The 25,478-nt window shown below is 65.0% G+C and carries 16 protein-coding genes; 6 read left to right on the top strand and 10 right to left on the bottom strand.

The window, feature by feature from the left end:
• The first annotated feature begins 116 nt into the window (after positions 1–116).
• Positions 117–1,091 (top strand): type 1 periplasmic-binding domain-containing protein, encoded by a 975-nt coding sequence (locus HMPREF3097_RS06870; protein WP_070761658.1) that lies wholly within the window; start codon positions 117–119, stop codon positions 1,089–1,091.
• Positions 1,092–1,203: 112 nt separating this feature from the next.
• Here the strand turns inward: HMPREF3097_RS06870 and HMPREF3097_RS06865 are convergent, their stop codons facing one another.
• The 7 genes from HMPREF3097_RS06865 to HMPREF3097_RS06835 form a co-directional block, all read right to left on the bottom strand.
• Entirely contained in the window at positions 1,204–3,405 is a 2,202-nt protein-coding gene (locus tag HMPREF3097_RS06865; RefSeq protein WP_070761657.1) for an ATP-dependent DNA helicase UvrD2, read from the bottom strand.
• Positions 3,406–4,479, bottom strand: a complete 1,074-nt coding sequence (locus tag HMPREF3097_RS06860) for a potassium channel family protein (RefSeq protein ID WP_012359758.1) — start codon at positions 4,477–4,479, stop codon at positions 3,406–3,408.
• Between the two features lie 138 nt (positions 4,480–4,617).
• Positions 4,618–8,193 carry a UvrD-helicase domain-containing protein gene (locus HMPREF3097_RS06855; RefSeq protein ID WP_246821319.1) on the bottom strand — a complete coding sequence of 1,192 codons (3,576 nt, stop codon included), beginning with the start codon at positions 8,191–8,193 and terminating at the stop codon, positions 4,618–4,620.
• 80 nt (positions 8,194–8,273) lie between these two features.
• Positions 8,274–11,840 (bottom strand): ATP-dependent DNA helicase, encoded by a 3,567-nt coding sequence (locus HMPREF3097_RS06850; RefSeq protein ID WP_070761655.1) that lies wholly within the window; start codon positions 11,838–11,840, stop codon positions 8,274–8,276.
• A gap of 84 nt (positions 11,841–11,924) precedes the next feature.
• Positions 11,925–13,070 (bottom strand): TIGR02569 family protein, encoded by a 1,146-nt coding sequence (locus tag HMPREF3097_RS06845; protein WP_246821318.1) that lies wholly within the window; start codon positions 13,068–13,070, stop codon positions 11,925–11,927.
• Between the two features lie 13 nt (positions 13,071–13,083).
• Complete coding sequence (locus HMPREF3097_RS06840) at positions 13,084–14,088, bottom strand: DUF3152 domain-containing protein (protein ID WP_070761654.1); 1,005 nt, start codon at positions 14,086–14,088, stop codon at positions 13,084–13,086.
• Between the two features lie 31 nt (positions 14,089–14,119).
• The gene (locus HMPREF3097_RS06835) at positions 14,120–14,353 is read right to left on the bottom strand and encodes a DUF3107 domain-containing protein (RefSeq protein WP_070761653.1); all 234 of its coding nucleotides are present in this window, start codon (positions 14,351–14,353) and stop codon (positions 14,120–14,122) included.
• A gap of 103 nt (positions 14,354–14,456) precedes the next feature.
• Between HMPREF3097_RS06835 and HMPREF3097_RS06830 the strand changes: the two genes are divergently transcribed.
• A complete protein-coding gene (locus tag HMPREF3097_RS06830; protein WP_070761652.1) occupies positions 14,457–15,935 on the top strand; it encodes a DEAD/DEAH box helicase in 1,479 nt (492 codons plus the stop codon).
• Positions 15,935–17,221: an Rv3212 family protein gene (locus HMPREF3097_RS06825; protein WP_070761651.1), complete on the top strand. Its 1,287-nt coding sequence runs from the start codon at positions 15,935–15,937 to the stop codon at positions 17,219–17,221. The genes HMPREF3097_RS06830 and HMPREF3097_RS06825 overlap by 1 nt, the downstream gene beginning before the upstream one ends.
• On the opposite strand, the gene HMPREF3097_RS06820 is transcribed toward HMPREF3097_RS06825, so the two are convergent.
• Complete coding sequence (locus HMPREF3097_RS06820; RefSeq protein WP_070758715.1) at positions 17,218–17,631, bottom strand: hypothetical protein; 414 nt, start codon at positions 17,629–17,631, stop codon at positions 17,218–17,220. The two genes, HMPREF3097_RS06825 and HMPREF3097_RS06820, sit on opposite strands and share 4 nt — an antisense overlap.
• A 646-nt stretch (positions 17,632–18,277) precedes the next feature.
• Between HMPREF3097_RS06820 and HMPREF3097_RS06815 the strand changes: the two genes are divergently transcribed.
• Both HMPREF3097_RS06815 and HMPREF3097_RS10080 read left to right on the top strand, forming a co-directional pair.
• Positions 18,278–18,538 (top strand): WhiB family transcriptional regulator, encoded by a 261-nt coding sequence (locus HMPREF3097_RS06815; protein WP_012359749.1) that lies wholly within the window; start codon positions 18,278–18,280, stop codon positions 18,536–18,538.
• A gap of 134 nt (positions 18,539–18,672) precedes the next feature.
• A complete protein-coding gene (locus HMPREF3097_RS10080) occupies positions 18,673–18,747 on the top strand; it encodes a 50S ribosomal protein bL37 (protein WP_012359748.1) in 75 nt (24 codons plus the stop codon).
• A 72-nt stretch (positions 18,748–18,819) separates the two neighbouring features.
• Here the strand turns inward: HMPREF3097_RS10080 and rsrA are convergent, their stop codons facing one another.
• On the bottom strand, positions 18,820–19,104 hold the full coding sequence (gene rsrA / locus HMPREF3097_RS06810; RefSeq protein ID WP_070761649.1) for a mycothiol system anti-sigma-R factor: 285 nt from the start codon (positions 19,102–19,104) through the stop codon (positions 18,820–18,822).
• Between the two features lie 12 nt (positions 19,105–19,116).
• A complete protein-coding gene (locus HMPREF3097_RS06805) occupies positions 19,117–19,749 on the bottom strand; it encodes a sigma-70 family RNA polymerase sigma factor (protein ID WP_070761648.1) in 633 nt (210 codons plus the stop codon).
• Positions 19,750–20,119: 370 nt separating this feature from the next.
• On the opposite strand from HMPREF3097_RS06805, the gene HMPREF3097_RS06800 reads away from it, so the two are divergent.
• A partial coding sequence (locus HMPREF3097_RS06800; RefSeq protein ID WP_083317973.1) for a G5 domain-containing protein occupies positions 20,120–25,478 on the top strand: 5,359 nt, incomplete at its 3' end.

The raw sequence follows: 25,478 nt of genomic DNA, 5'->3' as shown, positions 1-25,478 counted from the left end.
ACGCCCCGGTGCCCGCGTGGCTAGAATTCTGCGCAGACACAGAACGCGGGCGGCGGGGGTCGCCCGGGCGCGGATGGGGCCGCGCCTCAGGGGAGCTGCGAATCCGAGGGGGAATCATGGTGCACGCAACCGCCGAAAAAGACAGGCCACAGGGCTCGCGAACCGCGAATGCCACAGCCAGCTCCGGTCCGCCTGCCCGGATGGTGCTCCGCCCGGGCACGGCGGTGCTGCTGCGACCAGACCGCAGCATCCAGTTCGGTATCCACCCCGGCAACGCAGTGATCCTCCCGGTGCCGGCCGCCGTGGATCCCGGCCAGGTGTTGCAGGTGATGATGCAGGCTCGCGCGGGCATGACCGCCGAGGATCTCGCCGCCACCCTGGGCTACTGTGGCTTCACGTCTGTTGAGGCGGGTTCCATCGCCGAGGAGCTGGTGCGGGCCGGGGTGCTGGTCGCCGCCGAGGAGCAGGCTATCCCGCTGCTGCGCTTCGGCAAGCCCTCCCTGGCCCTCGCCGATGCCCTCTTCACCCACGGTGTGAAGGTGGACTGGTTGGAGGCGCCACGCACCACCAGCGAGGCACGGTCCGGGCAGGTCATCACCAGCCAGGGGCGTACGGCCCGCAAGGACGTCCTGATCCTGCCGGGTGGGCTCTTCCCGCCACCGGATGTGCAGTTCTGGCTGCACGAAAAGCTCATCCCCCACTACCCCACCGGGGTGATCGACGGGTACCTCACCTTCGGCCCACTGATTATCCCCGGGCGCACCGCCTGCCTGAGCTGCATCGACCAGGCCTACCTGGAACGCGATGCGCTGTGGCGCAGCACCCGTGCGCAGGCCACGGCCCGGCCGGTCAGCTACACCACCGCGGAGCACGGTCTGCTGGCGGAGATCACCACCCAGATCATCCGGGAGCACATCATCCCCTGGCGCGATGCTGGCTCGGACCCAGCCGCGCTCCCGCCACTGCTCACCCAGCGGCAGTTCTTCGACACCACCGGTTTCGCCATCCAGCCCGAGGAGGTGCGGCGCGAACCGGAGTGCGTGCTCTGCCGCATGGCCGAGGCTGGCCTTGGGCTGGATGTGACTCGCTAGGCTCTGCTGCCCCGGCTCCCGGCTTCGGAGCGCACCTGCACCACCAGCCGCGGCAGCCCTATCCCGGTCGTAGCACCCCTCCCCTGCCCACCCAGCTAGCCCGCGGGTACCACTATCCCGTGGCGTAGTTCGCGGTGATGGCGAGGACGTCCTCCCCGAACTGCTCGATCTTCATCGGCCCCACCCCCGGGACCTGAATGAGCTCCTCGGGGCTGGCGGGCATCCGCTGCGCGATGGCGAGCAGCGTGGCGTCCGTGAACACCACGTACGCCGGAACACCCATGGACTTCGCGGTCTCCAGCCGCCACTGCCGCAGCTCCCCGATGACCACCTGGTCGGTTTCCAGCGAGTGCTGCCCGCAGCGGCCGAGGATCTTCGCCTCCGGGGTGGACAGGGGCGTGCCGCAGACGGCGCAGGCGTTCTTCGGGGCGCCCGTTTTCCGACGACGTCGCGCCTGGTCCAGGTCGATGGCCAGCTCGCCGTCGTCCTCGTCCTCCCACGGCACCAGGCCGTCGAGGAAGCGGGTGCGGACGCGGGACTGTTTGCCGCCCTCCTGCCGGGCCAGCGCCCAGGAGAGGTGGAGGTGCTCGCGGGCTCGGGTGACACCGACGTAGAGCAGGCGGCGCTCTTCCTCGATCGCGTCGGCCGCACCCGCGCCCTTGAGGGCGTGGTGGATCGGAAACATGCCCTCGTAGAGGCCGACGAGGAAGACGGCGTCCCACTCCAGGCCCTTGGCCATGTGGACGCTGACCAGGGTCACGCCCTGCACCTTCGGCGGGTTCTTGGAGCGCACTCGCTCCTGGAGCATGCCAATGACCCCGAGGTAGCTGATCTGTGGGTTCGCGGTGAGGATCTCCTCGATCAGCTCCACCAGGGCGTTGAGGGACTGCCAGCGCTGGCGTTCCTGCGCACCGCTGGGCTCGGTGGCCGTCAGGCCGACCGGGGCGAGTGCCGCCTTCGCGGCGTTGAGGATCTCCTCCCGGGTCTCCGGGCCTGTGCTGTCCGCGACGGTAGCGCTGGCTTGTCCGCCAGCGCTACCGGGTCCGCCGGGTCCGGCATCCGGCTCACCGCCTTGCCCGCCGCCTGGCTGGCCGCCGAAGTTCCGCGCGCTCTTGGCCAGCGCGCCCAGCCCCTGCCGGATCTCGGCGCGGGAGAAGAAGCCCTCCCCGCCCTTGACCTGGTACGGGATACCGGCCTCTTCCAGGGCGTATTCGAGCGCACCGGCCTGGGCGTTGATGCGGTACAGCACCGCGATCTCGGCGGGCTGAACGCCCTGCTTGATCAGCTGGGCGATCTTCTCCGCCACCCCCTTGGCCTCGGCGGCCTCGTCGGGGTATTCCACGAACTCCGGCTCCGGGCCGTCGGGGCGCTGCCCCTCCAGCTTCAGCCGGGTCCCGGCGGCCCGGCCCTTGGCCTTGCCGATCACCTCGTTGGCCAGCTCCACAACCTGCGGGGTGGAACGGTAGTCCCGGTGCAGGCGCACGGTGGTGGCCTCGGGGAATTTCGTGGTGAAGTCCAGCAGGTAGCTGGGGCTAGCTCCGTTGAAGGAGTAAATGGTCTGGTTGGCGTCGCCCACGACGGTGAGGTCGTCGCGCTCGCCGAGCCAGGCATCAAGCAGGCGCTGCTGCAACGGGGTGACGTCCTGATACTCGTCGACCACGAAGGTGCGGTACTGGGAGCGGAACTCCTCGGCGATGCCGACGTTGGACTCGATGGCGGCGGCCATATTCAGCAGCAGGTCGTCGAAGTCCAGCAGCATTCCCTCGGGCGTGGCCTTGAGCTGCTCGTAGTTCTGAAACACCTTGATGAACTGCTCGGGGCTCACGGGGCAGTCGCGGCGCTCCGGCACCATGACCTTCGGGTAGTCCTCCGCGACGATGAGCGAGGACTTGCACCACTCCACCTCACCGATCAGGTCCTTGAGCAGTGTGGTGGTGGGTTCCAGGCCGGCGCCACGGGCGGCTCGGCTCATGAGCGGGAACTTGGAGTCCACCAGCTTCCACGGCAGGTCTCCGGCGTATTTCGGCCAGAAGTAACCCAGCTGGCGCATGGCGGAGGCGTGGAAGGTGCGGGCTTGGACGCGCGCGACGTTCATCATCGCGAGGCGTTCCCGCATCTCGGAGGCAGCCCGGGAGGTGAAGGTCACGGCCAGCACCTGGTCGGGGTTGACGAAGCCGCCGTCCACGAGGTGGGCGATGCGGTGGGTGATGGTGCGGGTCTTGCCGGTGCCGGCGCCCGCGATGATCGCGACGGGCCCGCGGGGGGCGGTTGCTGCGCGACGTTGTTCCGGATCCAGGTGGTCCCTGGTCTCCAATTATTCTCCCTCCTCGAGGTTGCCCATGCCGCGGACGTAGAGGATGCGGTCGCCCGGTTCGACGGTCTCGGCTTCGGCGGAGTCGATGCGGTACAGCGCGCCGGAGCGGACGATGCCGAGCACGATGTCCTCCAGCACACGCGGGTTGCCGCCGACTTCCTCTTCCTTGGCGGGGCGTTCGGCGATGGAGAAGCCCTCGTCCGGGGAGAGCAGGTCCTCCATCATTTCGGTCACGGATGGGGTGACGGTTGCCAATCCCATGAGGCGGCCGGCGGTCTCACTGGACACGACCACGGAGTCCGCGCCTGATTGGCGCAGCAGGTGGGAGTTATCGGATTCGCGCACGCTGGCGATGATGGTGGCCGAGGGCGCGATCTCTCGGACGGAGAGGGTGACCAGCACGGCGGTGTCGTCCTGGTTCGGGGCGACGACGACGGCCCGGGCGCGGTTCACGCCGGCGAGTTTCAGGACGTCGGAGCGGGTTGCGGAGCCGTGGACGGTGACCAGGCCCTGGGCGTTGGCGAGGTCGAGGGCTTCCCGGTCGAGGTCCACGACCACGATCTGGGATGGGGAGACGCCGTCGGCGAGGAGGGCTGCCACGGCGGACCGGCCCTTCGTGCCGTAGCCGATGACGATGGTGTGGTTGCGCATTCTTTTCCTCCAGCGGCGGATCATGAAGGTTTGGCGGGATTCCTTCGTCAGCACGGTCAGCGTCGTGCCGACCAGCAGGGCGAGGAAGACGATTCTTAAGGGGGTGACGATCAGGGCCGTGATGAGGCGTTCCTGCTGGCTGACCGGGGTGACGTCGCCGTATCCTGTGGTCGACAGGGTGATCGTTGAGTAGTACACCGCGTCGATGAAGGTTTCGATGCCGGTGTATCCCGCCCTGCCCCGGTAGGTCAGCAGCGCCACCCCGAGGATGAGGCCGAGGGCGTAGAGCATACGGCGGCCGATGAGCCGCCAGGGGCTGCGGTATTCCTCCTCCGGCAGGCGGAGGATGTTGAGCAGCGCGTGCGGCGGGAGACCGTCAAGTTCGCCTTCCGTCTGGAAGCGTTCCCGCATTCTAAACCGCATGACTTCCTATCCTCAGATGGGTTTCGTGGGGTGGGTTCGTGCCCTGCCCCAGCAGTTATTGGACGCCCGGCCCGTGGGTCGGCCCGCCCCTGCCCCGTGGCTCGGGGCGGGTTGTCGTGAACCATCAAATCCTAGGGCTTAGGACTTGTTCAAGCCTAGCCGGGCGATGAGTTCTTCTTCGTTCGGCAAGTCTTGCACGTAGTGGGTGTGCTGGGTGCGCACATAGAAGAACGCGGTGCGCACGTTATCCACCGGCACCTCCACACCCAGCTGGCGGCTCAGGATTTTCGCCCAGGCCAGCCGGTAGGCGGCCAGCTGGAGCTCGGCATTCTTCATATCCCGGCCGGTCGGCATCTGCCCAGTCTTCCAGTCGACGACGAGCCATCCCGCGGCGGGGTCCTCGCCTTCGTGGAAGACGGCATCCATCCGGCCGTTGAAGACGAATCCGCCGATGTTAACCAGGTAGGAGCCCTCAACCGACTCCGGGGTGCGCTGCGCCCACTCAGAGCCAAGGAACTTGTTTTTCAATTCCTCGAGCTGCGGGTCCTGGAGGGTGGCGTCGGAGGCGCCGGGCATTTCGTCCTCGTCGAAGAGCATGGCTTGGTTGTAGTGCTGCTCCACCCAGTTGTGGAAGGCCGTTCCGCGCTTGGCGTAGGGCTGGGGCTGCATCGGGATGGGGCGACGACGCCGCCGTGCGAACTGTTCCGGGTCCTGGTTCATCGCGACCGCTTGGGTTGCGGTGAGCATCGGGTCGAGTGGGACCTCCACGGCGGTGAGGGTGCGCTGCTGGTGCTCTTGGATCAGCAGGCGGGTTTCCTCGTCCCATTGGCGGGTCAGCATGTCCTGGCTGGCGGCAGATTCAGTAGCGGAGTCACCGGTGGTTGCCGCGCCGATCGCGTCAATGACCATGCCCGCTCCGTCGGCAGCACCAGGTCTGCTGGCCAGTGGCGCGGGCTGCGGCCAGCTGGCCTGCTCGCCGTCGGCTTCGGCACGGCGACGCTCAAGCGCATAGTCCTCGCGCGCGATGAGCTGCTCTGGCGTGGGATAGAAGTAGTGGTCGATCTCGGTGGCGTTGCCCTTCTCCACCCTCGCGGCATCTGACTTACTTGGCTTGCGCCCCAGGTCGGACCAGGTGTGCACACTCGCCCCTGCCAGGGGCGCACGGGAATCGGTGATGCGGTTGCGCAGCAGCACCAGGTTCAGCGAGGGGTCCACGGCGGTAACGCCGGAACTATACGCGGAGCCACTCACCAGCAGCACACGTTCGGTGCGGGTGATTCCCACGTAGAACAGCCTCTCGCTCTCCTGGGCCTCCTTGGCTTGCAGCTGAACTTCGAAAGCATCAGCAGCCTTGGTGAGGTCCGCGCTCTTCTCGGCGTGGCTAGCGTCATAGAGCGGGTAGCCGCCCGGTTGGCCTTCGTTCTCAGCGTCGCCGCGCAGACTGGAGGGGATGCGCTCGGCCTTATGAAGCCATTCTTCAAGCCTGACGCCTGGGGTTTCGGCGTCGAAGAAGTTCTTGCGGTGCGCATAAGGTACGGCAACGATGTCCCACTCCAGCCCCTTGGAGCGGTGGACGGTGAGGATCTGGACGGTATCGGTTTTCGCCTCGACCTCGCCGGGTTCCAGGCCGGAGTCGTGCTCGTGGGCAGCGCGCAGGTAATCCACCAGGATCGACGCGTTGGAGCCACCGAGCTGGGAGAAGCTCTGGACGATGTCCGCGAACTCGTCGAGGTGGCTGGTGCCGATCGAGTCATCCGGGTTGCGGTGCCAGCGGGTGAGCACCTCGGTGCGGATGCCGATCATGTCCTCGATGTCCGCGATGAGGTCCGGCAGTGGCTTGGTGAGGCAGTTGCGGCGCAGGTGGCCGAGCTCGCGGGAGAGTTCGGCGATGGCTCGCGCACCCCGCGGGCTCATCCCTTGCTCTTCGGCATCCGCGAAGTCCGCGATGGCGTCGGCCAAACCAACGGTGGCGTCCGCGGGGTTGGGGATCGCTTCGAGGAGTTGCTCACGTAGCGGGGATTCGAGGCTCTTCAGCTCCTCGTAGGCGGGATTGTGGATCCACGGGTCCTCTCCCCCGGCGCTGGTCGTGTCCTGATTGACCTCTCCTGGGTCGGTGTCCCCCTTGGCGCGGCGCTGGAGCTGCTGAGCGCGGCGGGCGAGGATCTGCAGGTCCCGAGCCCCGAGGTTGAAGCGCGGGCCGGTGAGCAAGCGGAGCATCGCGGAGTCATCCTCCGGGTCGACGAGGGCGCGCAGGGTGGCGTAGACATCCGCGACCTCGGGGATGTCCAGCAACCCCGCCCCACCAGTGAGCTCTACGGGCACGCCCTTGGCGCGCAGGAGCTCGAAGATCGGTAAGGCTTCTTTGTTCTTCCGCACGAGCACGGCCGCACTGAAGGGGTCAACCTTCTCCCCCGATACGGCGGCGGCCTCCTTGCGCTTCTTGAAGCTCTCCCAGCGCTGTTGCAGCTGGTCGGTGAGCCATTCGAGTTCCTGGTCCTCTTCGTCGAAGAAGGCCACCTGGATTTCTCCATCCTCGGCTCCCGCGCGGGGCTTCAGCTCGGAGACGGTGCGGTTCTCACCCAGAGTGCGGGAGGAGACGACGTTTGCGAGTTCCAACACAGAGACAGGGTTACGCCAAGAGGTGGTTAGCTCGAGCTTTTGGGCGGGTTCCCCGCGGAAAGGGAAGTCGGTTTCGAAGTTCCCGAGGTTGGAGGAGGTCGCCCCGCGGAAGCCATAGATCGCCTGCATGGGGTCGCCCACGGCGGTGACGGCGAGTTCGTCGTCCTGCCCATCCCCGAAAAGGGAGCGCAGCAGCACGCGCTGAGCGTGCGAGGTGTCCTGGTACTCGTCCAACATGACCACGCGGAAGCGTTCGCGCTGGGACTGGCCGACGATCGCATGCTCGGAGGCGAGCTTGGCGGCGAGGGTCATTTGCTGGCCGAAGGTGCGCACATCGAGTTCCTGGAGGCGTTCCCAGTACTTCTTAACCCAGGGCAGCAGGTCGAGGCGCTCCTGGTTGGCGTCGCGGAGCTTGTAGGCGGCCTTGGAAAGCGGCTTGCCCACGCCGTGTTCGACCTGCTGGATGGTATCGATCAGCGCTTCGGTTTCGCCACGGACGTCCTTAAGTTCTGCGAGGTGGTTATCCATCTCATCGGAGAGCCTGTGGATGAAATCGATCACGGTGACCATCGAGCGTGAGGTTTGCATCTCGCGGTCGTGATCAAGGAGCAGCTGACGGGTGATCATCCATTTTTCGGCGTCGCTGATGATCCGCCCGCTGGGTTCCACGGGGGCAAGCAACCCGTACTCCCCGACGATGTTGCCGGCGTAGGAGTCGTAGGTGGAGACCGCGGGCGAGATGTTGCGCAGCGCTTCGTGGCGCGGATCGTCGGCTGGCAGCTGCTCGCGGAAGCCACTGCGGGCCAGCGTTTCCAGCCGGCCCCGGATACGCTGGCCAAGCTCGTTGGCGGCCTTGCGGGTGAAGGTCAGGCCCAGGACGTGTTCGGGCAGGACGTAGCCGTTGGCGACGAGCCAGATCACGCGCGCGGCCATCGTTTCGGTCTTGCCGGCGCCGGCACCAGCGACGACGATGTAGCTGCCCTGCGGTGGCGCGCTGATGACTGCCGACTGTTGCGGGGTAGGTGGGTAGGGTTGTTTGAGCCACCGGGTGGCGAGTTCCTCGGGGCTGATGATTCCGCCGGCTGGTTCCTGCATTGCTGCCTTTCGCTGCTGTGCGCTGTGCGGGGTTGGGTGCTGGGCGTTGTGTGTGCTCTCGGAGCGTGGCTGGTGCGGGCTCATGAGCTCACCACGGTTTTCCCGGCGTCCTTGGCCGGGCAGATCAGGTGGTAGCTGCAGTACTTGCACTGTGCATCGCCTGGGGTGGCTATCTGTACGGGCTCGCTGATTTGCTCGGCGGCGGCGAGCAGGTTCTGCCTCGTCTCGGCGAGCTGCTCGGGAGAGAAGTCCGGCTGACTGGACTTCTTGAGCTTCCCTTCGCTGGTGGCGGGATAGATCAGGTGAGCACCGTATGCTTGCTTGCCGCGATTCACATGCACGAGGAATTGATAGGCGCCGAGCTGGCGGCTGGCCTGGGCTTCGGCCGCAGTTTTGGGGGTTTTCCCGGTCTTGAAGTCGTAGACAACCACCCGGCCGTCCGCATCGGTGGCCATGAGGTCAATTCGGCCGCGGAGAAAGACCTCCTCCCCAGTGGGCAGGGTTCCCAGGGTGGTGTCGAGCTGCTGCTCGACCTCCCATTCCGTCCCCTCGGTTTGTGTGCACGTCTCCGTAATCCAGCTGTGGAGGTTCGCGATGCCCTGCTCCCAGCGTTCGAGTGCTGCGTTGACTTCGAATGCTGGTCCCACAACGGCCCATTTCAGTGCGGTGCGCGCGGCGTATTGGGCGTCTTCCAGGCTGAGGTCTTGTTGGACGATGGCCTGGGCGATGGCGTGGACGACGGTACCCACCCGCATGGGGTTGGTTTCCTCCTGCGCCCCGCGGTTGTCGTCGAAGAAGGTTTTGAGCGCGCAGTTATCGATATTGTCCAGCTTGGAGGGGCTCAAGGAGACCCCTCCCCGCCGGTCGGTGACCCGCTCCATGGTGGTGGGTTCAGCCATGCCCCACCAGTCGACAGGGTGGCTGCCGAAGATCCCGGCCTCAGCCATCGCGGCGAGGTTGCGTGCGGCGGAAACCCGGCGGTGGTGCCGCTGGGTGGGGTCGGTAACCACGTCGCGCAGTTCGGCGATGAGTGGCTCGAGAGCGAGCACTCGTGGTAGGGCGCTGAGCTGTTCCGCTGGGCTCAGCTGGTCCGATGAACTCAGCTGCTCGGCCGGGCTGGCCTGCACTGCAGGCCCTCCCTGCTGCGCGGAGTCCCCCAGTTCCAGGCCCAGCCCAAGCTCCCCCTGCACGGGCTCGCCCGGCGTGGCCTCCTGACCCACCGGATCTTCCTGCTCAATCTGGTCCACGGTTCCCAGCGGCACAGCTGCTCCCGGCGCGTCGGTGATCTCCTCCACGAAGCGGGAGGGCACGCCGTTTTCCACGCTGGCGTTGTCGATACAGGTCACCAGGGTGCTTCGAGTAGCCCGCGAGATAGCGACGAGGAAGAGCCTCCGCTCCTCATGGACAGCACTCGCCACCCGCGAGACCCGCGTGCCGGGCTCAATCCCCCGGTCCAGCAGATCAACGAGTTCCAGCTGGCCGAACAGCCCGCCCACGGTGGGCCCGGCGGGCCAGCTGCCTTCCTGCACGCGGGTGACGACCACGGTGTGCCACTGGCGACCCACGGCGGCGTGGGCGGGCAGGATCTCCACGGCGTTGCTGGCGACCCCGCGCTCACGGCCACCGGTGGGCAGCTCCTGGGCGCGGACTTCCTCGCAGAAGGTGCGGATCGAGGCGTTGGGGTGGCGTTCGACGAAGTCCCCGGCCATGTCGAAGAGCATCATCACCGAGTCGAGATCCTGGTCCGCCTGAGAGCCGAAGGTCCCGCCGCGCAGGGCCCGTTCCTGCAGGCGGGTGTCCAGCCCGGTGGCCTTCCAGATCTCCCAGAGCACCATCTCCACGGATTGTCCCGCCCGTTGTGCCTCCCTGCCCGCGGTGAGGACGTCGCTCATGTCCTGCAGGATCTGCAGCTCGCGGTTGTTGAAGCCCGCGGTCCACTCGGCGGCGTCCTCCGCGCTGGCGGTGCCGTTGAGCAGGGTGCTGAGTGCGTCGCTGGACTGGAATGGCAGGCCCGCGGTGTTCTCCGGCACCGGCTTGCCCTGCAGGCGTTGGCGGGCCAGCGCTTGGGCCAGCACGCGCTCGAGGCGGCGCACCATGATCGGGTCGGCGCCACCGACCATGGATTCCATGAGTACCCGCACCTCGGAGTTCTCCAACGGCCGGTAGGTGGCCTCCAGTGCGGTGAGCAGCAGCCGGATCAGGGGCTGTTCCGCGAGGATGATGGAGGTCTGATCGACCCGCACCGGCACCCCGTGGGTGAGCAGGGCTCGCCGGATGGGTGCGATCTCCCCGACCGAGCGCACGATGACGGCCATGTCCTGCCAGGCCACACCGTCGCGGACGTGGGCGCGGCGCAGGGCGTCGGTGATGTGCAGCCGCTCGGCGGTCCCGGAGTTCGCGCGCAGCACTCGGATCGGCTGGTTCCGTTCTCCCGCGGCACCAGACGTGGCCCTAGCGCGGCCTGCATCCGGCGCGACCAACTCCCCTGCCGTTGCCTCAGCTTCCTGGGCCGCCTCAGCGCCCTCAGCCACGCGCAGCGGGATGCGGGTGTCCACGTGCGGTAGGTGCCCGGTCAGGGCATTGATGGCACGTGCGGTGGGAGCTCCAAAGCGTTGGGAGCCGCTCAGGACCACACGGTGATTCTCGTCGGCGGCGTATTTGCTGAGTAGCTCCTCATCGGCCCCGCGGAAGTGGAATACACACTGGTCGGGGTCGCCGGCGAGCACCACCCGCGTTTCAGGAGTGAAAAACTGCTCCAGGAACTCGGCAGCCGCCGGATCCAAATTGTGGGCATCATCGATGAGGATCAGCCGCAGCTTCTCCCGCCACCGGTCGAGCTGTGCCCGCCCCGGACCATCGGCCATCTCTTGCAGCGTGGTGTGCAGCAGCTCGGAGGCGTTCAAGCTGATGGACTGGGCCAGCCGCCTCGTCTGGCGGTACTCGTCGAGGAACTGCCCTGCCCCCACCCACATCGGTTGGTCGTACTTCTCCCCCAGCGCGGTGAGCTCGCCCGGCCCCACCCCGCGCTCCTCGGCGCGCAGCAGCAAATCGCGTAGCTGGCGGGCGAAACCCACGTAGCCCAACGCTGGTCTGATGTGCTCCGGCCACGCCCCCGCCCCGTCTTCGGCGTGCCCGGCCAGCAGCAGCCGCACATCCGCATCATGTTCAGCACCGGTGAGCAACCGCGGTGCTTCCCGGTCGCTGGCCAGTAGCATGCTGCGCAGTGCCGCGAAGGCCCAGGAGTGCACAGAACGCACCGGCGTGCGCGTCGCCGCGAAGCTGCTCATGCTTGCCAGCCTGGCTACCAGCTGGGTGTTCACGGCCGTGGCGGCGTCCTTAGTGGGGGTGACCACCATGACTTCGTCCGCCGAACCCCCCGCGGCGAGGAAGTGGACCAGCGTGTCGACGAGCAGGCTCGTCTTGCCTGTCCCCGGACCGCCCAGGACGGTCCACGGCGCGGAATTATCGATGCGTTCATCGCCGGTGACGATGGCCCCGGCAAGCCCGTCCCACTCGTGGCCTTCCTCCCCCACCCGGCGCGGCGGCTGCAGCACGACCTTCGCCGCCTCGCGAGCCCCCAGGCGGTCCTCCGGCGTGCTCGGGGAGGCCACGGCGGTCGGCTGTTGATTCTTGGCTGTGTCCGTCATGCCATCAGTATGGCACCCGGTGCAGACACGCCCCGCCGATTCCTTCGGCGGTGTTCGATTTTCCTACTCTCGCCCCTGCTCAGGCTACTTTTCGGCATCCTCGGCGCCACCCTCGTCGGCGTCCTCGGCGCCACGCTCGTCGGCATGCTCGCCGGTCTCGTCGCTGCCCTGTTCCCCGGCCGGCTCGCTCACCGATTCCTCGGCGTCGTCGCCAACATCCTCCCCAGCGTCGTCCCCGCCTTCTTCCGCAGGCTCGCCCTCGTCTTCCCACTCCTGCCGTGCCTCGTTCTGCTGCTCGCGCGCGGCGATGACGTCCGCGGTGCGCGACAGTCCCGGCCAGGCTTCCGGCCGCGAGTTGGGCAGCATGGCGTGCAGCGCGAGCCGGTAGAGCACCGCGCGCAGGGCGAGCTGCATGAAGTCCGGGATGTGGGACCAGCGGTCCAGCAGGGCGTCCTCCCCGTTGCCCCAGGCCATCGCGTCGACGACGAGCAGAGCGACCGACCAGCCCGTGGGATGCCACGCGGGCACCAGGTCGGTGATCGCGGGGTCGGCGGCGCCGTCGAAGATCATGCAACCAATGACGTCGCCGTGCACCAGCTGGTCCTCCGCCGTGATCTCGGTGCGCAGTGCGGTGACTTCCACGGCCTTGGCCAGCGCCTCGGCGATGTCCTTCCGGGGCACGGCGGTGGCGTCCATGGCCGGGGCGATCCACTCCTGGGGTTGCTCGGCGAAGGCGGCGGCATCCGCGGCGGCGAAGATCTCTGTCTGCCCCCAGGTGCCCGTGAGCTCCGGAGGTGCCAGGAACTCCGGTCGTGGCAAGCCGCGAAGGGATTCATTAATACGCAATGCGGCGGCGGCCATCTCGTCAAAGCGGGGCGCGCGGTGCCCGGAGAGGAAGGTCCGTGCCCGCCACCCGGAGACCGTGTACCGGCCGTCGGTGGAGAGCATGGGCCGCGAGACGCCCACCCCAGCGGGCCGCATCTTCGCGGTGGTTTTGGCGATCCAGGACGCACGCATTGGCTCCTCAGCCAGGGAGATCACCGCGCGATCACAGCGCCAGCCATATGACCACGGCTGATCCAGCTGGACGGGGTTGTCCACATGCGCGTGGAAGCCGTTGAGGATGTGGGCTGGCGGCGGGGTTCCCAGCGCGCCAGCAGGGCTAGCTGCGCCGGAGCTAGCAGCACCGGCAGAGCGACCAGCGTCACGGGCAGAGCGGGCATCATTCACGGCGGGTCACCTCTTATTGTTCTTCCGCAACCGGGTAGGGCCACGGGTTCGCACGGCAGGTGGAGTCGCTTTCCTCGTAGATATCCTCGTTGCTGATCTCCCGGAGCACGCGGTTATCCACGCTCAAGGTTTGCTGCATCATGATCGGCGCGAGCTGCCCGTCCTTCGGGCAGGGCTGGTGTGCGGCGAATCCGATGCCGTGGCCGACCTCGTGGTTGATGACGTACTGCCGGTAGGCCCCGAGGTCACCCTGGAACGGGATCGCGCCACGAATCCAGCGGGATTCGTTGATGACGACCCGGTTGCCGTCGGAGTAGAAGCAGCTGGTCTCCAGCTTGAAGGTGTTGCCGCAGACCTCGTGGGTGTGGTTCTGGGAGGCCAGTTGGATCCGCAGGTCGGGTTCCTCACCCTCCGGTAGTTCCCCGGCTGCGACGTGCTGGAAGGCGAACTTCCCGCGCCCGGTCCAGCCGCGCGGGTCGGACAGGATCGCGTCCACCGTCGCGGCGAAGGCGTCGTCCCCGCCGAAGGCGGCGGTGTTGATCGTGTCCTCGACCTCGACGGTGTAGGTGAAGAGTTTCCCGTCGCCGACCTTCGGGCCTGGGGCGCCGACGGTGCGGAAGTTGCCGCTGCTGTTCTCGGTCACCGGTCCGCCAGGTGGGAGCTGTCCGGTCGGTAGGTCGCCGTAACCGGAACCGGGGACGGGTCCGGCGGCACCGTCGGCTGGGTCGTCGCTGTTGCTGGTGGCTGCCACGTCGGTGGCGGCGTCCTCCCCTGCCCCGCGGAGGGCGTCGACGAGGACGAGCACGCTGACCAGCGCGAGGACCGCGACGATCCCGATGCGGACGCGGGGGTCGCTGAAGTTGAGCCAGTGAGGCCCCTGCCCCTGAGACTGCCGGTCGATCCGGGGCGGGGTGTGGGCGTGTTCGGGCGCGGGCAGCGCAAATTCCTCGCGGCGTGCACGCTGGTGACGCGGCCCGTCCTGCGTGTTCTCGCTACCCGTGCCTTGGGGGTTACTCACCTCGCTCAACTTCTATCTGCCCTTTAACGGATCAGATGAAGCCCACGGAGCGTGGCTTCTCGGCGCCGACCTGGATGTAGGCGATCTGCTCGCGCAGCAGGACGGTCTTGGTGCCGCGGGCGTCCTCGACCACGGTGGTGGTGGCGGTGCCGTCGGTCAGGAAGTTCTGCAGCTCCTCGACGAGTTCTGCCTGCTTGACCTCGTTCTTGTCGAGGTCGATGGCGAGCTCGCGCTGAGAATTGATGAAGCCGATCTTCAGTTGCATGCTTTTTCGATCTCCGTCCGTTGGTTCTTGAAAGATCTGGCGCACTCGTCAGTGCGCTAATGTGACCATCATAGTACTGCCTTGTTTTAGGGAGGTTCCGACCGTGCCAGCGCCCCATCTCCCCTCCGATGGTCACTCGGGGGCTGCCCCTGGGCCGACGTTCCGCTCCTTGGGGGTGGCAGCCGAGATCGCCGAGGCGTTGGAGCAGGCGGGCATGCCCACGGCGTTTGCGATCCAGGAGCTGACCCTGCCGATCGCGTTGCGAGGCGATGATCTGATCGGTCAGGCTCGCACGGGGATGGGCAAGACGTTGGGTTTCGGCGTGCCGTTGTTGGACCGGATTTTCGACGACGCCGGCATCACCGAACTCGATGGCAGCGTCCGCGGCCTCGTGGTGGTTCCCACCCGCGAGCTGTGCCTGCAGGTGGCGGAGGACCTCACGCTGGCTGCGGCGAACCTCGTGATTCCGTCAACGAAGCACCGGGTGACGGTCACTCCGATCTATGGCGGGGTGGGCTTCAACCAGCAGATTCGGGCATTGAGCCGGGGCACGGACGTGGTGGTGGGCACGCCGGGCCGCCTGCTAGATCTGCACCGCCGCGGTGAGCTGGAGCTGTCCGGGGTGGAGGTGCTGGTGCTGGACGAGGCCGATGAGATGCTGGACCAGGGATTCCTGGATGATATTCGGCAGATTATGTCGCTGACCAGCACGGACCGGCAGACGATGCTGTTTTCCGCGACGATGCCGGGGCCGATCCTGAGCTTGTCGCGGCAGTTCATGAAGCAGCCGGTGATGATCCAGGCGGATTCCACGGCCGCGGCGGATACGCACGAGCGGGTGACCCAGATCGCGTTCCAGTCCCACAAGTTGGACCGGATGTCTACGCTTTCCCGGATTCTGCAGAGCCCGGGCCGGGGCCGGACGATCGTATTTACCCCGACGAAGCGCCAGGCCGCGATGGTCGCAGAGGACCTGGCCGCGTGGGGTTTTAGGGTCGGCGCGGTGCATGGGGATATGCGCCAGGCGGACCGTGAGCAGTCTCTGCAGCTGTTCCGGGATGGTGCGGTGGACGTCATGGTGGCCACGGACGTGGCTGCCCGCGGCATCGACGTCACGGATGTCACCCATGTGGTCAACTACCAGGTCCCGGAGGACGAGCGGACGTATGTGCACCGGATTGGTCGCACGGCGCGCGCTGGCAAGGACGGCACCGCGATCACGCTGGTCGGTTGGGATGAGGTGCCCCGGTGGGACCACATCAGTGAGGCGTTGGGCTTGGGCCTGGAGAATCCCCCGCAGTGGTTCTCCCAGTCCCCTGAGCTGCTGGAGGCCCTGGGGCTGCCCACGGATGAGGAGCTGGGTGACCGGGTGGGACCGAATCGTCGGGTTGCTGGTTCTGCGGCGGCGACGGCACCGGCTCGGCGTTCCCGTGGCGGTCGCGGTGAGCGCGGCCAGAGGGCAGGCTCTCGCGGCCAGGGTGGTCGCGGCCGCGGTCACGGGACTCGCGGTCGCGCCCAGAGTGCGCATGGCCGCGGCCGTGGTGGTCGCCCGCGCGGCGGGAATGGTGGGGCACAGCACTAATGGCGCCCCACTCCCCTGCCCAGCCCGCCCCACCCACATCTCAGCAGCACCGCTGGCCCCGCCCGGAACGGGCCTCTCGCAAGGATTTCCTCGCGGTGGGCGCGATCGCCTTGGTTCTCGTGGTGGTGCTGGCCGCCAGCTGGTGGGGTTCGGACGCCCGCCGGGTGGAGCGCACTCAGGTCTCCACCCTTTCCGCCCCGGCGGCGGCTGAGGCCGCGCCAACAAAGCTCCGGGAGCTGTGGCGGGGCTCCTCCCCGCAGACGCTCGCCCCGATCCTGCTTGCCGGTGGTGTGCTCACCGCCGAGGACGATGTGCTGTCCATGCATGACCTCCGCTCTGGTGAGGTGGCGTGGACCTACGACCGGGGACTGCCGCTGTGCGATGTGACTTTTAGCAACGAGAGGATCGTCGCGGTTTATCGTGGGCCGAAGGGCTGCGGGGACGTGGTAAGCCTGGCGGCTGGCACTGGCGAGTACGCACACACCCGCTCGGCGTTGGCGGAGGGTTCCGCCACGGCACTGCGGTCGAATGACTCCACGGGCATCGTGTCCCCGCACCGGGTGGAGCTGTGGCGCAGCGACCTGGTGCGCACCACGGAGGTGGGCCGCCAGGAGACCCCGGTAAAGAAGGAAGAACAGCGTTACGCGGACTGTCCTTTCACCTCTGCCCTGACTCGCACCGAGCTGTTGGCGACGACACAGCACTGCGAGGGTGAGGACAAGATGCTGCTGCGGTTGCTCAAGACGAAGCCGGAGCGCTCGGACGTACCGGAGGACCTGCACACCTTTTCCGTGCCCCGGGATGGCCAGTTGGTGGCGATCGCGCAGCACCATGCGGCGGTGTACGCGCCGACAGGCGCCCGTGGTGATGGGACGCCGCAGCTGATCGTGGCCAGCGATACCGGTGAAGTCAGCCACCACCCGATGCCCGCTGCCCCGGCGCTGGCTGGCGCTTCTCAAAACGCCCCGGGCCTGCCGGTCACGGCGGATCTGCCGCACAATATGACCTGGTGGACGGGCGACTCGGTGGTAGGTTTCCACCCGACACACCTGGCCCCGGAGTTCACGGTGCGCGGCGCGCTGGGTGCAGGCGCAAATATGGCTGACCGGCTGTTGGTTCCGGTCGAGGGCGGCATCCAGGTCTTCGACACGGAGCACAAAAAGAAGGAGCGGACACTCCCGGTGCGCCGGGATGGCCTCGCCGCTGGCGCGCCGGTGCACTTGCGGGTCAGTGGTGATTTCGTGGTGGAGCAGCGCGGTGACGAGCTCGTGGTGCTCGGCTCTTAGTCGCGGTAGTGGTCCATCGTCCACCAGTTGATGGCGGTCGGGTTGAACAGCAGTGCGAGCCCAAGGATCAGGACCAGCGTGGTGGGAACGGCCAGCTCGGGACGTCCGGAACGGAACATGTAATAAGCCACGGGAACGAGGCAGATCTGCAGCATGACCACCGGGCCGCGTCCCCAGGACCGTCCGCGGTAGAGGAAGTAGCCGCAGACGGCGACGGCCCCGAAGATGAAGAAGAACCACAGGGCGGTGCCGTAGCCGCTGATTTTGGCGGTGGGGTCGTGGAAGCCTTGGGCTTCGCGGACGACGAGGAAGATGCCGAAGGCGATGCCGATGAGGCCCTGGATCAGGCCGTAGATGCCGGCGTATTGGATCACTGTGGGCGGCTTGGAATAGTTCTTCGGGGAGCTCATGCCGATGAGTCTAGCCTTAGCAGGCTCGCTTCCCATTTCTGACCACTCTGCCCTCATGGACGGACCAGTAAACCGCGGGTGAGAAGCAGGACGGTAGGCGCAGCCACGGCGCACCAACCAGGCAAATAAGGGGCTCCTACGTCACTCGGCGCCATTACCCAAATCGAAACAGTGTGAGCTTGGTTACATTTTCTGGGTTAACTCTAGGCAACCTGGGAAATACATGTCATACTCCTTGATGTAACCGCGAAGGCGGTGGGGGAACAACAGCCTACTCACGTTTATGTTGTGGCGTTTTAGCCATGCCATGGCGCGGGTATTGCAGTGCCATTTTCCCGGCGCGCATGTTCGTTCCGCACCGCCTGATCTGCCCTTACCCGCGATTCTTCGCATCCCACTGCGTTGCGCCAAGGCGCCGCGAGGCCGTGCTCGCTCCTTCCCCGGAGCGCCATCGACGACACCATCGGCCCCGCGCACTGGCCGCCCACAGGCAGCCAAGCCAGCAACCATTGGGATGCCCCAAAGATTCGCAGTTAACCGCCCGTTAACCTTTCTGCCGGTTCCCCGCTGGCAGAAACCTCCGCCAGGCCACCCCGTGGCGTGCCGGACCGCTACGACCGCCCGATAGGCATGAAAGGACTTGATCATGGATTGGCGCCACAAGGCTGTATGCCGCCAGGAAGACCCCGAGCTGTTTTTCCCAGTTGGTAACTCCGGCCCAGCTCTCGCCCAGACCGCGAAGGCGAAGCTGGTGTGTAACCGTTGCCCAGTGACCACGGATTGCCTCACCTGGGCAATCAGCTCCGGCCAGGACGCCGGTGTGTGGGGCGGCATGTCTGAGGACGAGCGTCGCGTGCTGAAGCGTCGCAACAATCGCGCTCGCACCCGCGCCCGCGCGAACGCTTAATAGTTCCCGCTGCCCTTGATTTCCGCTGCCCACTGCTGGGCGGATAGACTATAGCGGTTAAATAATTTCATTGCCCGATCGCTGCGCCGGCTACTCCCCCGGGAGCGCTGGTGCACATGCTTTAAGGAGAATTCATGAGCAAGCGTGGCCGTAAGCGCAAGGACCGTCGCAAGAACAAGGCGAACCACGGCAAGCGTCCAAACGCATAATGCCGCCCACCCCGCGCTGGGGTGTCGCCGAACGGGTCCGGGAGGAAACTCCCGGGCCCGTTTTCTCATCCCCTATCCCCGGGAGGCGCGGTACACCACCCTCAGCTGGCTGGTGATGCGGCTGCGCAGCTCCACTGGCGCGGCTTGGGTGCAGCGAACCCGTAGCAGTTGGCGGATTTCGCGCTCCACGCCGAGTTTCTCCACGCAGCTGGGACAGTTGTCGAGGTGTTCCTGCAACTGGGCCCGGAGCCCCTCATCGCATCCGCCGTCCACATATTCGTAGAGGACGTCCACGAGGTCCCGGCATTCGATGTCGCGCCGAGGGGTGCCTGCATTCGGCTCAACGTTGTCACTCATTGTGCTTCTCGCCTATCCCTTCGCCTTGATTTCTTCTTCGACGCCGATGCCATGTTCCGCGGCGACGTCCTTCAGTTTCTTGCGCAGCGCCTTCCTGCCCCGGTGGAGGCGGCTCATGACGGTGCCGATGGGGACGTCGAGAATCTCCGCGATCTCCTTATAGGCGAAGCCTTCGACGTCCGCGTAGTAGACCACCATGCGGTAGTCCTCGCTGATATCCATCAGTGCGTCGATGATGCGCTGGTCCGGGATTCGTTTGAGCGCCTCGATTTCCGCGGAGGCGAGGCCGTCCGGGGTATGGGACATCGCGTCGGCCTGCTGCCAGTCGGTCATGTCCTCCGCGGAGGATTCATAGGGGCGGCGCTGCTGCTTGCGGTACTCGTTGATGTAGGTGTTGGTGAGGATGCGGTAGAGCCAGGCTTTGAGGTTGGTGCCGGGCTTGAAGGATCGGAAGGCCTGGAAGGCCTTGATGTACGCATCCTGCACGAGATCCTGCGCATCGGCGGGGTTGCGAGTCATCCGCAACGCCGCACCGTACAGCTGGTCCAGCAGCGGTAGCGCGTCGCTTTCAAAGCGGGCGAGCAGCTCCTCGTCGGGCTCCTCGGTGCGCAGTGTGGCGGCGCGCTGGGGGGTGGGGGAACTCATGCTCTCCTCTCTGCTGGGTCAATTCTTCCAACGTGGTGTGGAACCATTCTATTCCCCGCGCGACCAGCGCTCCCCTACAGTCCAACCCTTAACGCACTCTTTAAGGATGCCTAAGCGCAAACCTCAGATCTTGAATTCCTTCGTATGGCAAAGAACACGCTTCGAACTGCGATTTTAAGGCTTTTTGCCCACATTTACAATTGTTTTCACACCCTGAGGGCAGTATAATTCTTGCTGCATTCTAAGGAGATTTTGCGCTTCAAGTGAATCAACGCTGCAGATGCAGATTTGGCCTTAGATAGCCCCCAACTGTGTATCTCCGCGCTGCGGAAGTACTGGGGCATCATCGTCTTCAAGGAAGGATCGAGGAATGAACTCCTCTCAGAACAGGGTTTCGCGGCGTCACGCACGCACAGGTGTTGCCGCACTGTCCGCCATCACCCTCGCGCTGGGCTCGCTCAGCATCTTCTCCCACGGCGACCTCGCCCCTGAGGCCACCGCCGCTGAACTCTCCGGCGGCATCCGCGACAAGTCGGGCGCGGTCGAGCAGGACGCCCAGAAGGCCTCCGACCTGCCGGCCGGCTCGTGTGTTGTTCAGGCAGACAATTCTCAGCAGGGCAGCCAGGCTGGTTTTAGCTGGAGCACCTTGGACCCGAGCGCGAGCAGCACCGACAAAACCCGGTGGGGCTTGAGCGTCTCCTTCGATAACTCGAAGGACCGCACGTTCGCTGATTGGGGCTTTACCAATTCAGGCCTTATGGGCGGGTACCTCAACACAGGTCAAGTCAATTCGATGAATGTCGGCCAGACGTTTCTTGCAGGCAAGGTAGTCACTCATAAGGCCGATGAAAGCATCGTGATTGATGGAGTTAGGCAACAGCGAAACCTGAACCTCAACGCGGACCTGACCGATGCGAAAGTCAAGCAGTTCGCTGAGGCCACTGCCGCCAACCCGGTACGTTACGCCTGGCAGGGAAACTATACGAAGGAAAATCCTGATGGGCCAAGGGCCACCCACGGGACCAGCGCAACCTTCACTGCCGTTGTGAACCCGTGGCCGAGCGAGAACATCGAATGTAACCCGATCACGGTGTCGTGGGAGAACTTCGAGAAGCACGTCATCGTCCCTGGTGATGAAACCAAGGTCGGCAAGATCAACATCCCGGCTGTGACGGGCGACGGCACGGATGACTCCATGTCCCGCATGGTCGTGGAGGCCTACGACGGCAACGGCAAGTTCATCGGCACCACCGACCCGGCAGCATCTGGCGGTACCAAGAACCTGCGTATCGCGGACAACGGTGACATCTACTTCACCTGGCCCGAGTACCGCGGTACTGACTTGGCCACCGACAAGAACGTAAACTTCTCCGTTCTGGCAAAGCCGCGTAGCGTGGACCAGCTCAAGGCCGCAGCTAAGGGCAACAATGAGTTTATCGAGCATGACGGAGCCTTCGACAGCTCGAACTCGCTGACCCGCTACAACAAGGCGAACGTCATCGACTCCAAGGCATTCTCCTTGGATGACACCGAGTACCACTCCCCGAAGTACGACAAGACGGACGCCACGATTATCTCCGGCGTCGATAGCGCTACCGGTCCGATTGCTACCGAGCCGCAGAAGGTCACCTTCACCCAGACCCCTGACCTGATCAAGGAGCTGGCAAAGAAGAAGGATGACGGCGGTTTCGAAGCCAAGGTCACCCTGGACGAGAAGTACGTCTACGAGGGCTGGACCGTGGAGATGGACGAGAACTACAACGTCACCGTCACCGCTCCGGAAAACCCCCGCCCGGGCACCTTCGCGCGCCCTGTGGTGACGGTGGAGTACTCCAACGGTTCCACGGACAAGCTGGAGCTCCTCGTGGTTGTTGACCCGAACAACACTCAGGTCACCGACCTCGTGCGCCCAAGCCTGACGAAGGGCACCATCGGTGACGACCTCACCGCCCAGGTGGGCACCAAGTCCATCATGAAGGGCTACAAGCCGGTTCACCCGGCCAAGTTCGAGATCGATGAGTCCACTGTCCCTGCTGGCTGGACCGTGACGGTCGATGACACCGGTAGGGTCACCGCGAAGGCGGACGACACCGTCGCGCCGGGCACGATCATCACCCCGAAGGTCAAGGCAACCTACCCGGACCAGACCACGGATGAGATCGAGGTCCAGTTCCAGGCGATCGTGGACATCAAGATCCCGACCTACGACACGGTCACCAATAAGCCGCTTGCGAAGGTCTCCCTCAAGCCTGAGATCCCGGAGCGTGGCCTGAGCGGTAACACGACCGACGAAGCGCCGAAGCGCTACACCTTCCCGGAGGGTAAGACCGAGTACACACACACGGATGACAGCGGAACGTGGACCGTCAAGATTGACGAGAACACTGGTGAGATCACCACGACGATTCCGCGGACCGCTCCTGAGGGCTACATCCTGAACGTCCCGGTTCTCGCGTACTACGACAACGCTGACAAGCCGCAGGAAGTCAAGGGCACCGTCGTCGTTTTGAAGAGTGACTTCTCTCCGACGTACTCCGTGGAAACCACTGGCCCGAACCAGGCTGTGAACCACCAGGTACAGGATGCACCTAAGGGTTCCAAGTTCTCCTTCGGCAAGGACGAGAACGATCAGCCGATCCTTGAGCAGGAAGTTGACGGCTGGAAGTACACCATTGACCCGAACACCGGTGTTGTATCTTCCACCCCGCCGGCAAACTCCAAGCCGGGTGACACGAAGACCATCAACGTCACTGTGACCACCCCGGACGGCTTCACCCCGCTGGTGCCAGTCACCACCGTGGTGAAGCTGAGCAACAACTGGGAAGCTGAGCCGTCCTATCCGGTGCAGACCGTGTACCCGGGCGAAACCGCAACGCTACCGCTGAACCTCGATAAGCCGGACAACATCAACGTCGCGAAGGAAAACCCATACAAGTTGGGTGATGTTCCTGCCGGCTGGAATGTCAGCATTGACGACAACGGCCAGATCACCGCAACCGCACCTGAGGATGCGAAGCCAGGCGATCAGGTCAAGATCCCGGTTACGGTGACCTACGAGGACGGCTCTACGGATACCACTTACGCTGTGGTCAACGTCCTTGGCGTCCCTGAGCGCGAGGTTCCGTTCCAGGTCGAGTACAAGTACGACGACTCCATCCCTGCCGGCGATTACAAGGTTGAGACCAAGGGCAAGCCTGGCAAGGAGAAGATGAACAAGGACGGTACTTGGGAGCGCTCCGAAGAGCCTCAGAATGAGGTCGTCGTCATCGGCACCAAGCCAGCTGCGAGCGCCAAGGAAGTCACCTGGAAGGTTCCAATCCCGTACCCGACCGAGGTTCGCGAGAACCCGGACCTGAAGCCTGGTGAAACCCGGGTTGTTCAGGAAGGCGAGAACGGCGAGAAGACCTTCACCGCTAAGTTCACCGCTTCGGGCGATCAGGCTGAGGTCGTCGAGGAAGAGACCACCAAGGAGCCTGTCAAGCGGATCGTCGAGTACGGCCCGGGCGCTGCTCCGAGCGAGCTGGTGACCAAGACCGAAAAGCCGATTCCGTTCGACACCAAGGTTGTCTTCGACGACACCCTCGAGGCCGGCAAGCAGGTTGTTGACCAGAAGGGTGAACTTGGTACCGAGGTTGAGACCTCGACTCAGAAGATCGTGGACGGTAAGCCTTCGGGCGACCCAGTCGTGACCTCTGAGCGCACCAAGGAACCGACCGAGCAGATCATCCGTGTGGGCACCAAGACCACCGGTGAGACCAAGAAGACCGTTGAGTCCGAGGTTCCGTTCGGTGTGAAGGTCGAGTTCGATCCAAACATGCCTGCCGGCACGTCTGAGACTGTGACCGAGGGCAAGCCGGGTAAGAAGACCATCACTGTGACTCAGAAGGTCACCAACTCCCAGCCGGATGGCGAAGCCACCGTTGAGGAGAAGGTCACCGAAAAGCCGGTTGACCAGGTCATCAAGGTCGGCACCAAGCCGTCCGAGGCTTCTTCGAAGGTGACCTGGACTGCTCAGGTTCCGTTTGAGGTGGAGACTCGTCCGAACCCGAAGCTGAAGCCGGGTGAGATCAAGGTCGTCCAGAAGGGCGTCCCGGGTGAGAAGACCTACATTGCTGACTTCACTGCCAAGGGCGACCAGGCAACGGTCACCCCGGAGGAGAAGCAGACCAAGGATCCGGTCAACGAGATCATCGAGTACGGCCCTGCGGCTGAGGACACCACTGTGGTGACCAAGGTTGAGAAGCCGGTTCCATTCGAGACCGAGATTGTCTTTGATGACTCTCTTGAAGAGGGTCAGCAGAAGGTTGATCAGCAGGGTGAGACCGGTACTGAGGTTGTGACCTCCACTCAGAAGATTGTGGACGGCAAGCTTTCGGGTGACCCGGAGGTGACGACTGAGCGCACCAAGGAGCCGGTCAAGCAGATCATCCGCGTTGGTACCAAGACCACCGGAAAGAACACTGAGTCCATTGAGACTGAGGTTCCGTACGATGTGAAGGTTGTCTACGACCCGAGCCTGAAGCCGGGCGAGTCCAAGGTCACTCAGGAGGGTAAGCCTGGCAAAAAGAAGGTGACGATCGAACGCGATATCGTCAACTCCAAGCCTGGCGATCCAAAGATCACTGAGGAGATCATCGAGAAGCCGGTTGAGAAGATCGTCACCGTCGGTACCAAGCCGGCAGAGGCGAACAACAAGGCAACATGGGTTGCGCCGCTGCCGTACGACACGATCGTGCGGGTGAACCCGGAGTTGAAGCCGGGAGAGATGAAGGTCGTCCAGGAGGGTGAGTACGGCGAGAAGGAATTCACCGCCGACTTCACTGCGAAGGACAACACCTCCACGGTGAACACCACCGAGAAGGTGACCAAGAAGCCAGTTGCGCAGATCATCGAGTATGGTCCTGGTGTCAATGACAGCGAGGTCGTGACCAAGACCGAGAAGCCGGTTCCGTTCGAGACGGAGATCGTCTTCGACGACACCCTCAAGGCCGGCGAGCAGGTTGTTGACCAGCAGGGTGAGCTGGGTACTGAGGTTGTGACCTCCACCCAGAAGATCGTGGACGGCAAGCCGTCCGGCGAGCCGACCGTGACCACTGAGCGCACCAAGGAGCCGACCAACGCGGTTATCCGCGTGGGCACCAAGACTGAGAACACCCACACCACGGAGTCCGAGGTCGAAGTCCCGTTCGAGACCGAGGTCATCTACGACGACACCATGGAAGCCGGTACGTCCGAGGTGGTCCAGGAGGGTCAGCCGGGCAAGGATAAGGTCACCACGACCCAAACCATCGTGAACTCGCAGGTCACGGACACCAAGACCGAGACCGAGCGCGTGACCGAGCCGACTAAGAAGATCATCAAGATCGGCACGAAGATCGCGACGGACTCCACGACTGTCGAATGGACAGAGAACACTCCGTTCAAGATCGTGGTTCGCGAGAATCCGAACCTGAAGGCCGGTGAGCACAAGGTTGTCCAGGAGGGCAAGCCGGGAGAGGTAAAGCACACTGTTACGGTGACCTCTGAGAACGGCAAGATCACCAAGAGTGATCCGACCACGGAGACCATTAGCGAGCCAGTCGAGCACATCATCGAGGTCGGCACCCAGTGCAACTGCGATGACCCAGAGCAGCCGACCCCGGACAACCCGACCCCTGAGGACCCGAAGGACCCGGAGAACCCGGACAACCCGAACCCTGAGGACCCGAAGGACCCAGAGAACCCGGACA

It is taken from the genome of Corynebacterium sp. HMSC27B11 (assembly GCF_001815985.1).
Lineage (GTDB): Bacteria > Actinomycetota > Actinomycetes > Mycobacteriales > Mycobacteriaceae > Corynebacterium.
Note: the sequence above shows the minus strand (reverse complement) of the source record. Positions and strands in the feature narration are given on the sequence as shown.

What these genes read in the sequence shown, in the direction of transcription:
- HMPREF3097_RS06860 (WP_012359758.1), bottom strand. Translation starts at nt 4,479, where the DNA reads ATGCGGTTTAGAATGCGGGAACGCTTCCAGACGGAAGGCGAACTTGAC.
- HMPREF3097_RS06835 (WP_070761653.1), bottom strand. Translation starts at nt 14,353, where the DNA reads ATGCAACTGAAGATCGGCTTCATCAATTCTCAGCGCGAGCTCGCCATC.
- HMPREF3097_RS06815 (WP_012359749.1), top strand. Translation starts at nt 18,278, where the DNA reads ATGGATTGGCGCCACAAGGCTGTATGCCGCCAGGAAGACCCCGAGCTG.
- HMPREF3097_RS06850 (WP_070761655.1), bottom strand. Translation starts at nt 11,840, where the DNA reads ATGACGGACACAGCCAAGAATCAACAGCCGACCGCCGTGGCCTCCCCG.
- HMPREF3097_RS06825 (WP_070761651.1), top strand. Translation starts at nt 15,935, where the DNA reads ATGGCGCCCCACTCCCCTGCCCAGCCCGCCCCACCCACATCTCAGCAG.
- HMPREF3097_RS06855 (WP_246821319.1), bottom strand. Translation starts at nt 8,193, where the DNA reads ATGCAGGAACCAGCCGGCGGAATCATCAGCCCCGAGGAACTCGCCACC.
- HMPREF3097_RS06820 (WP_070758715.1), bottom strand. Translation starts at nt 17,631, where the DNA reads ATGAGCTCCCCGAAGAACTATTCCAAGCCGCCCACAGTGATCCAATAC.
- rsrA (WP_070761649.1), bottom strand. Translation starts at nt 19,104, where the DNA reads ATGAGTGACAACGTTGAGCCGAATGCAGGCACCCCTCGGCGCGACATC.
- HMPREF3097_RS06805 (WP_070761648.1), bottom strand. Translation starts at nt 19,749, where the DNA reads ATGAGTTCCCCCACCCCCCAGCGCGCCGCCACACTGCGCACCGAGGAG.
- HMPREF3097_RS06870 (WP_070761658.1), top strand. Translation starts at nt 117, where the DNA reads ATGGTGCACGCAACCGCCGAAAAAGACAGGCCACAGGGCTCGCGAACC.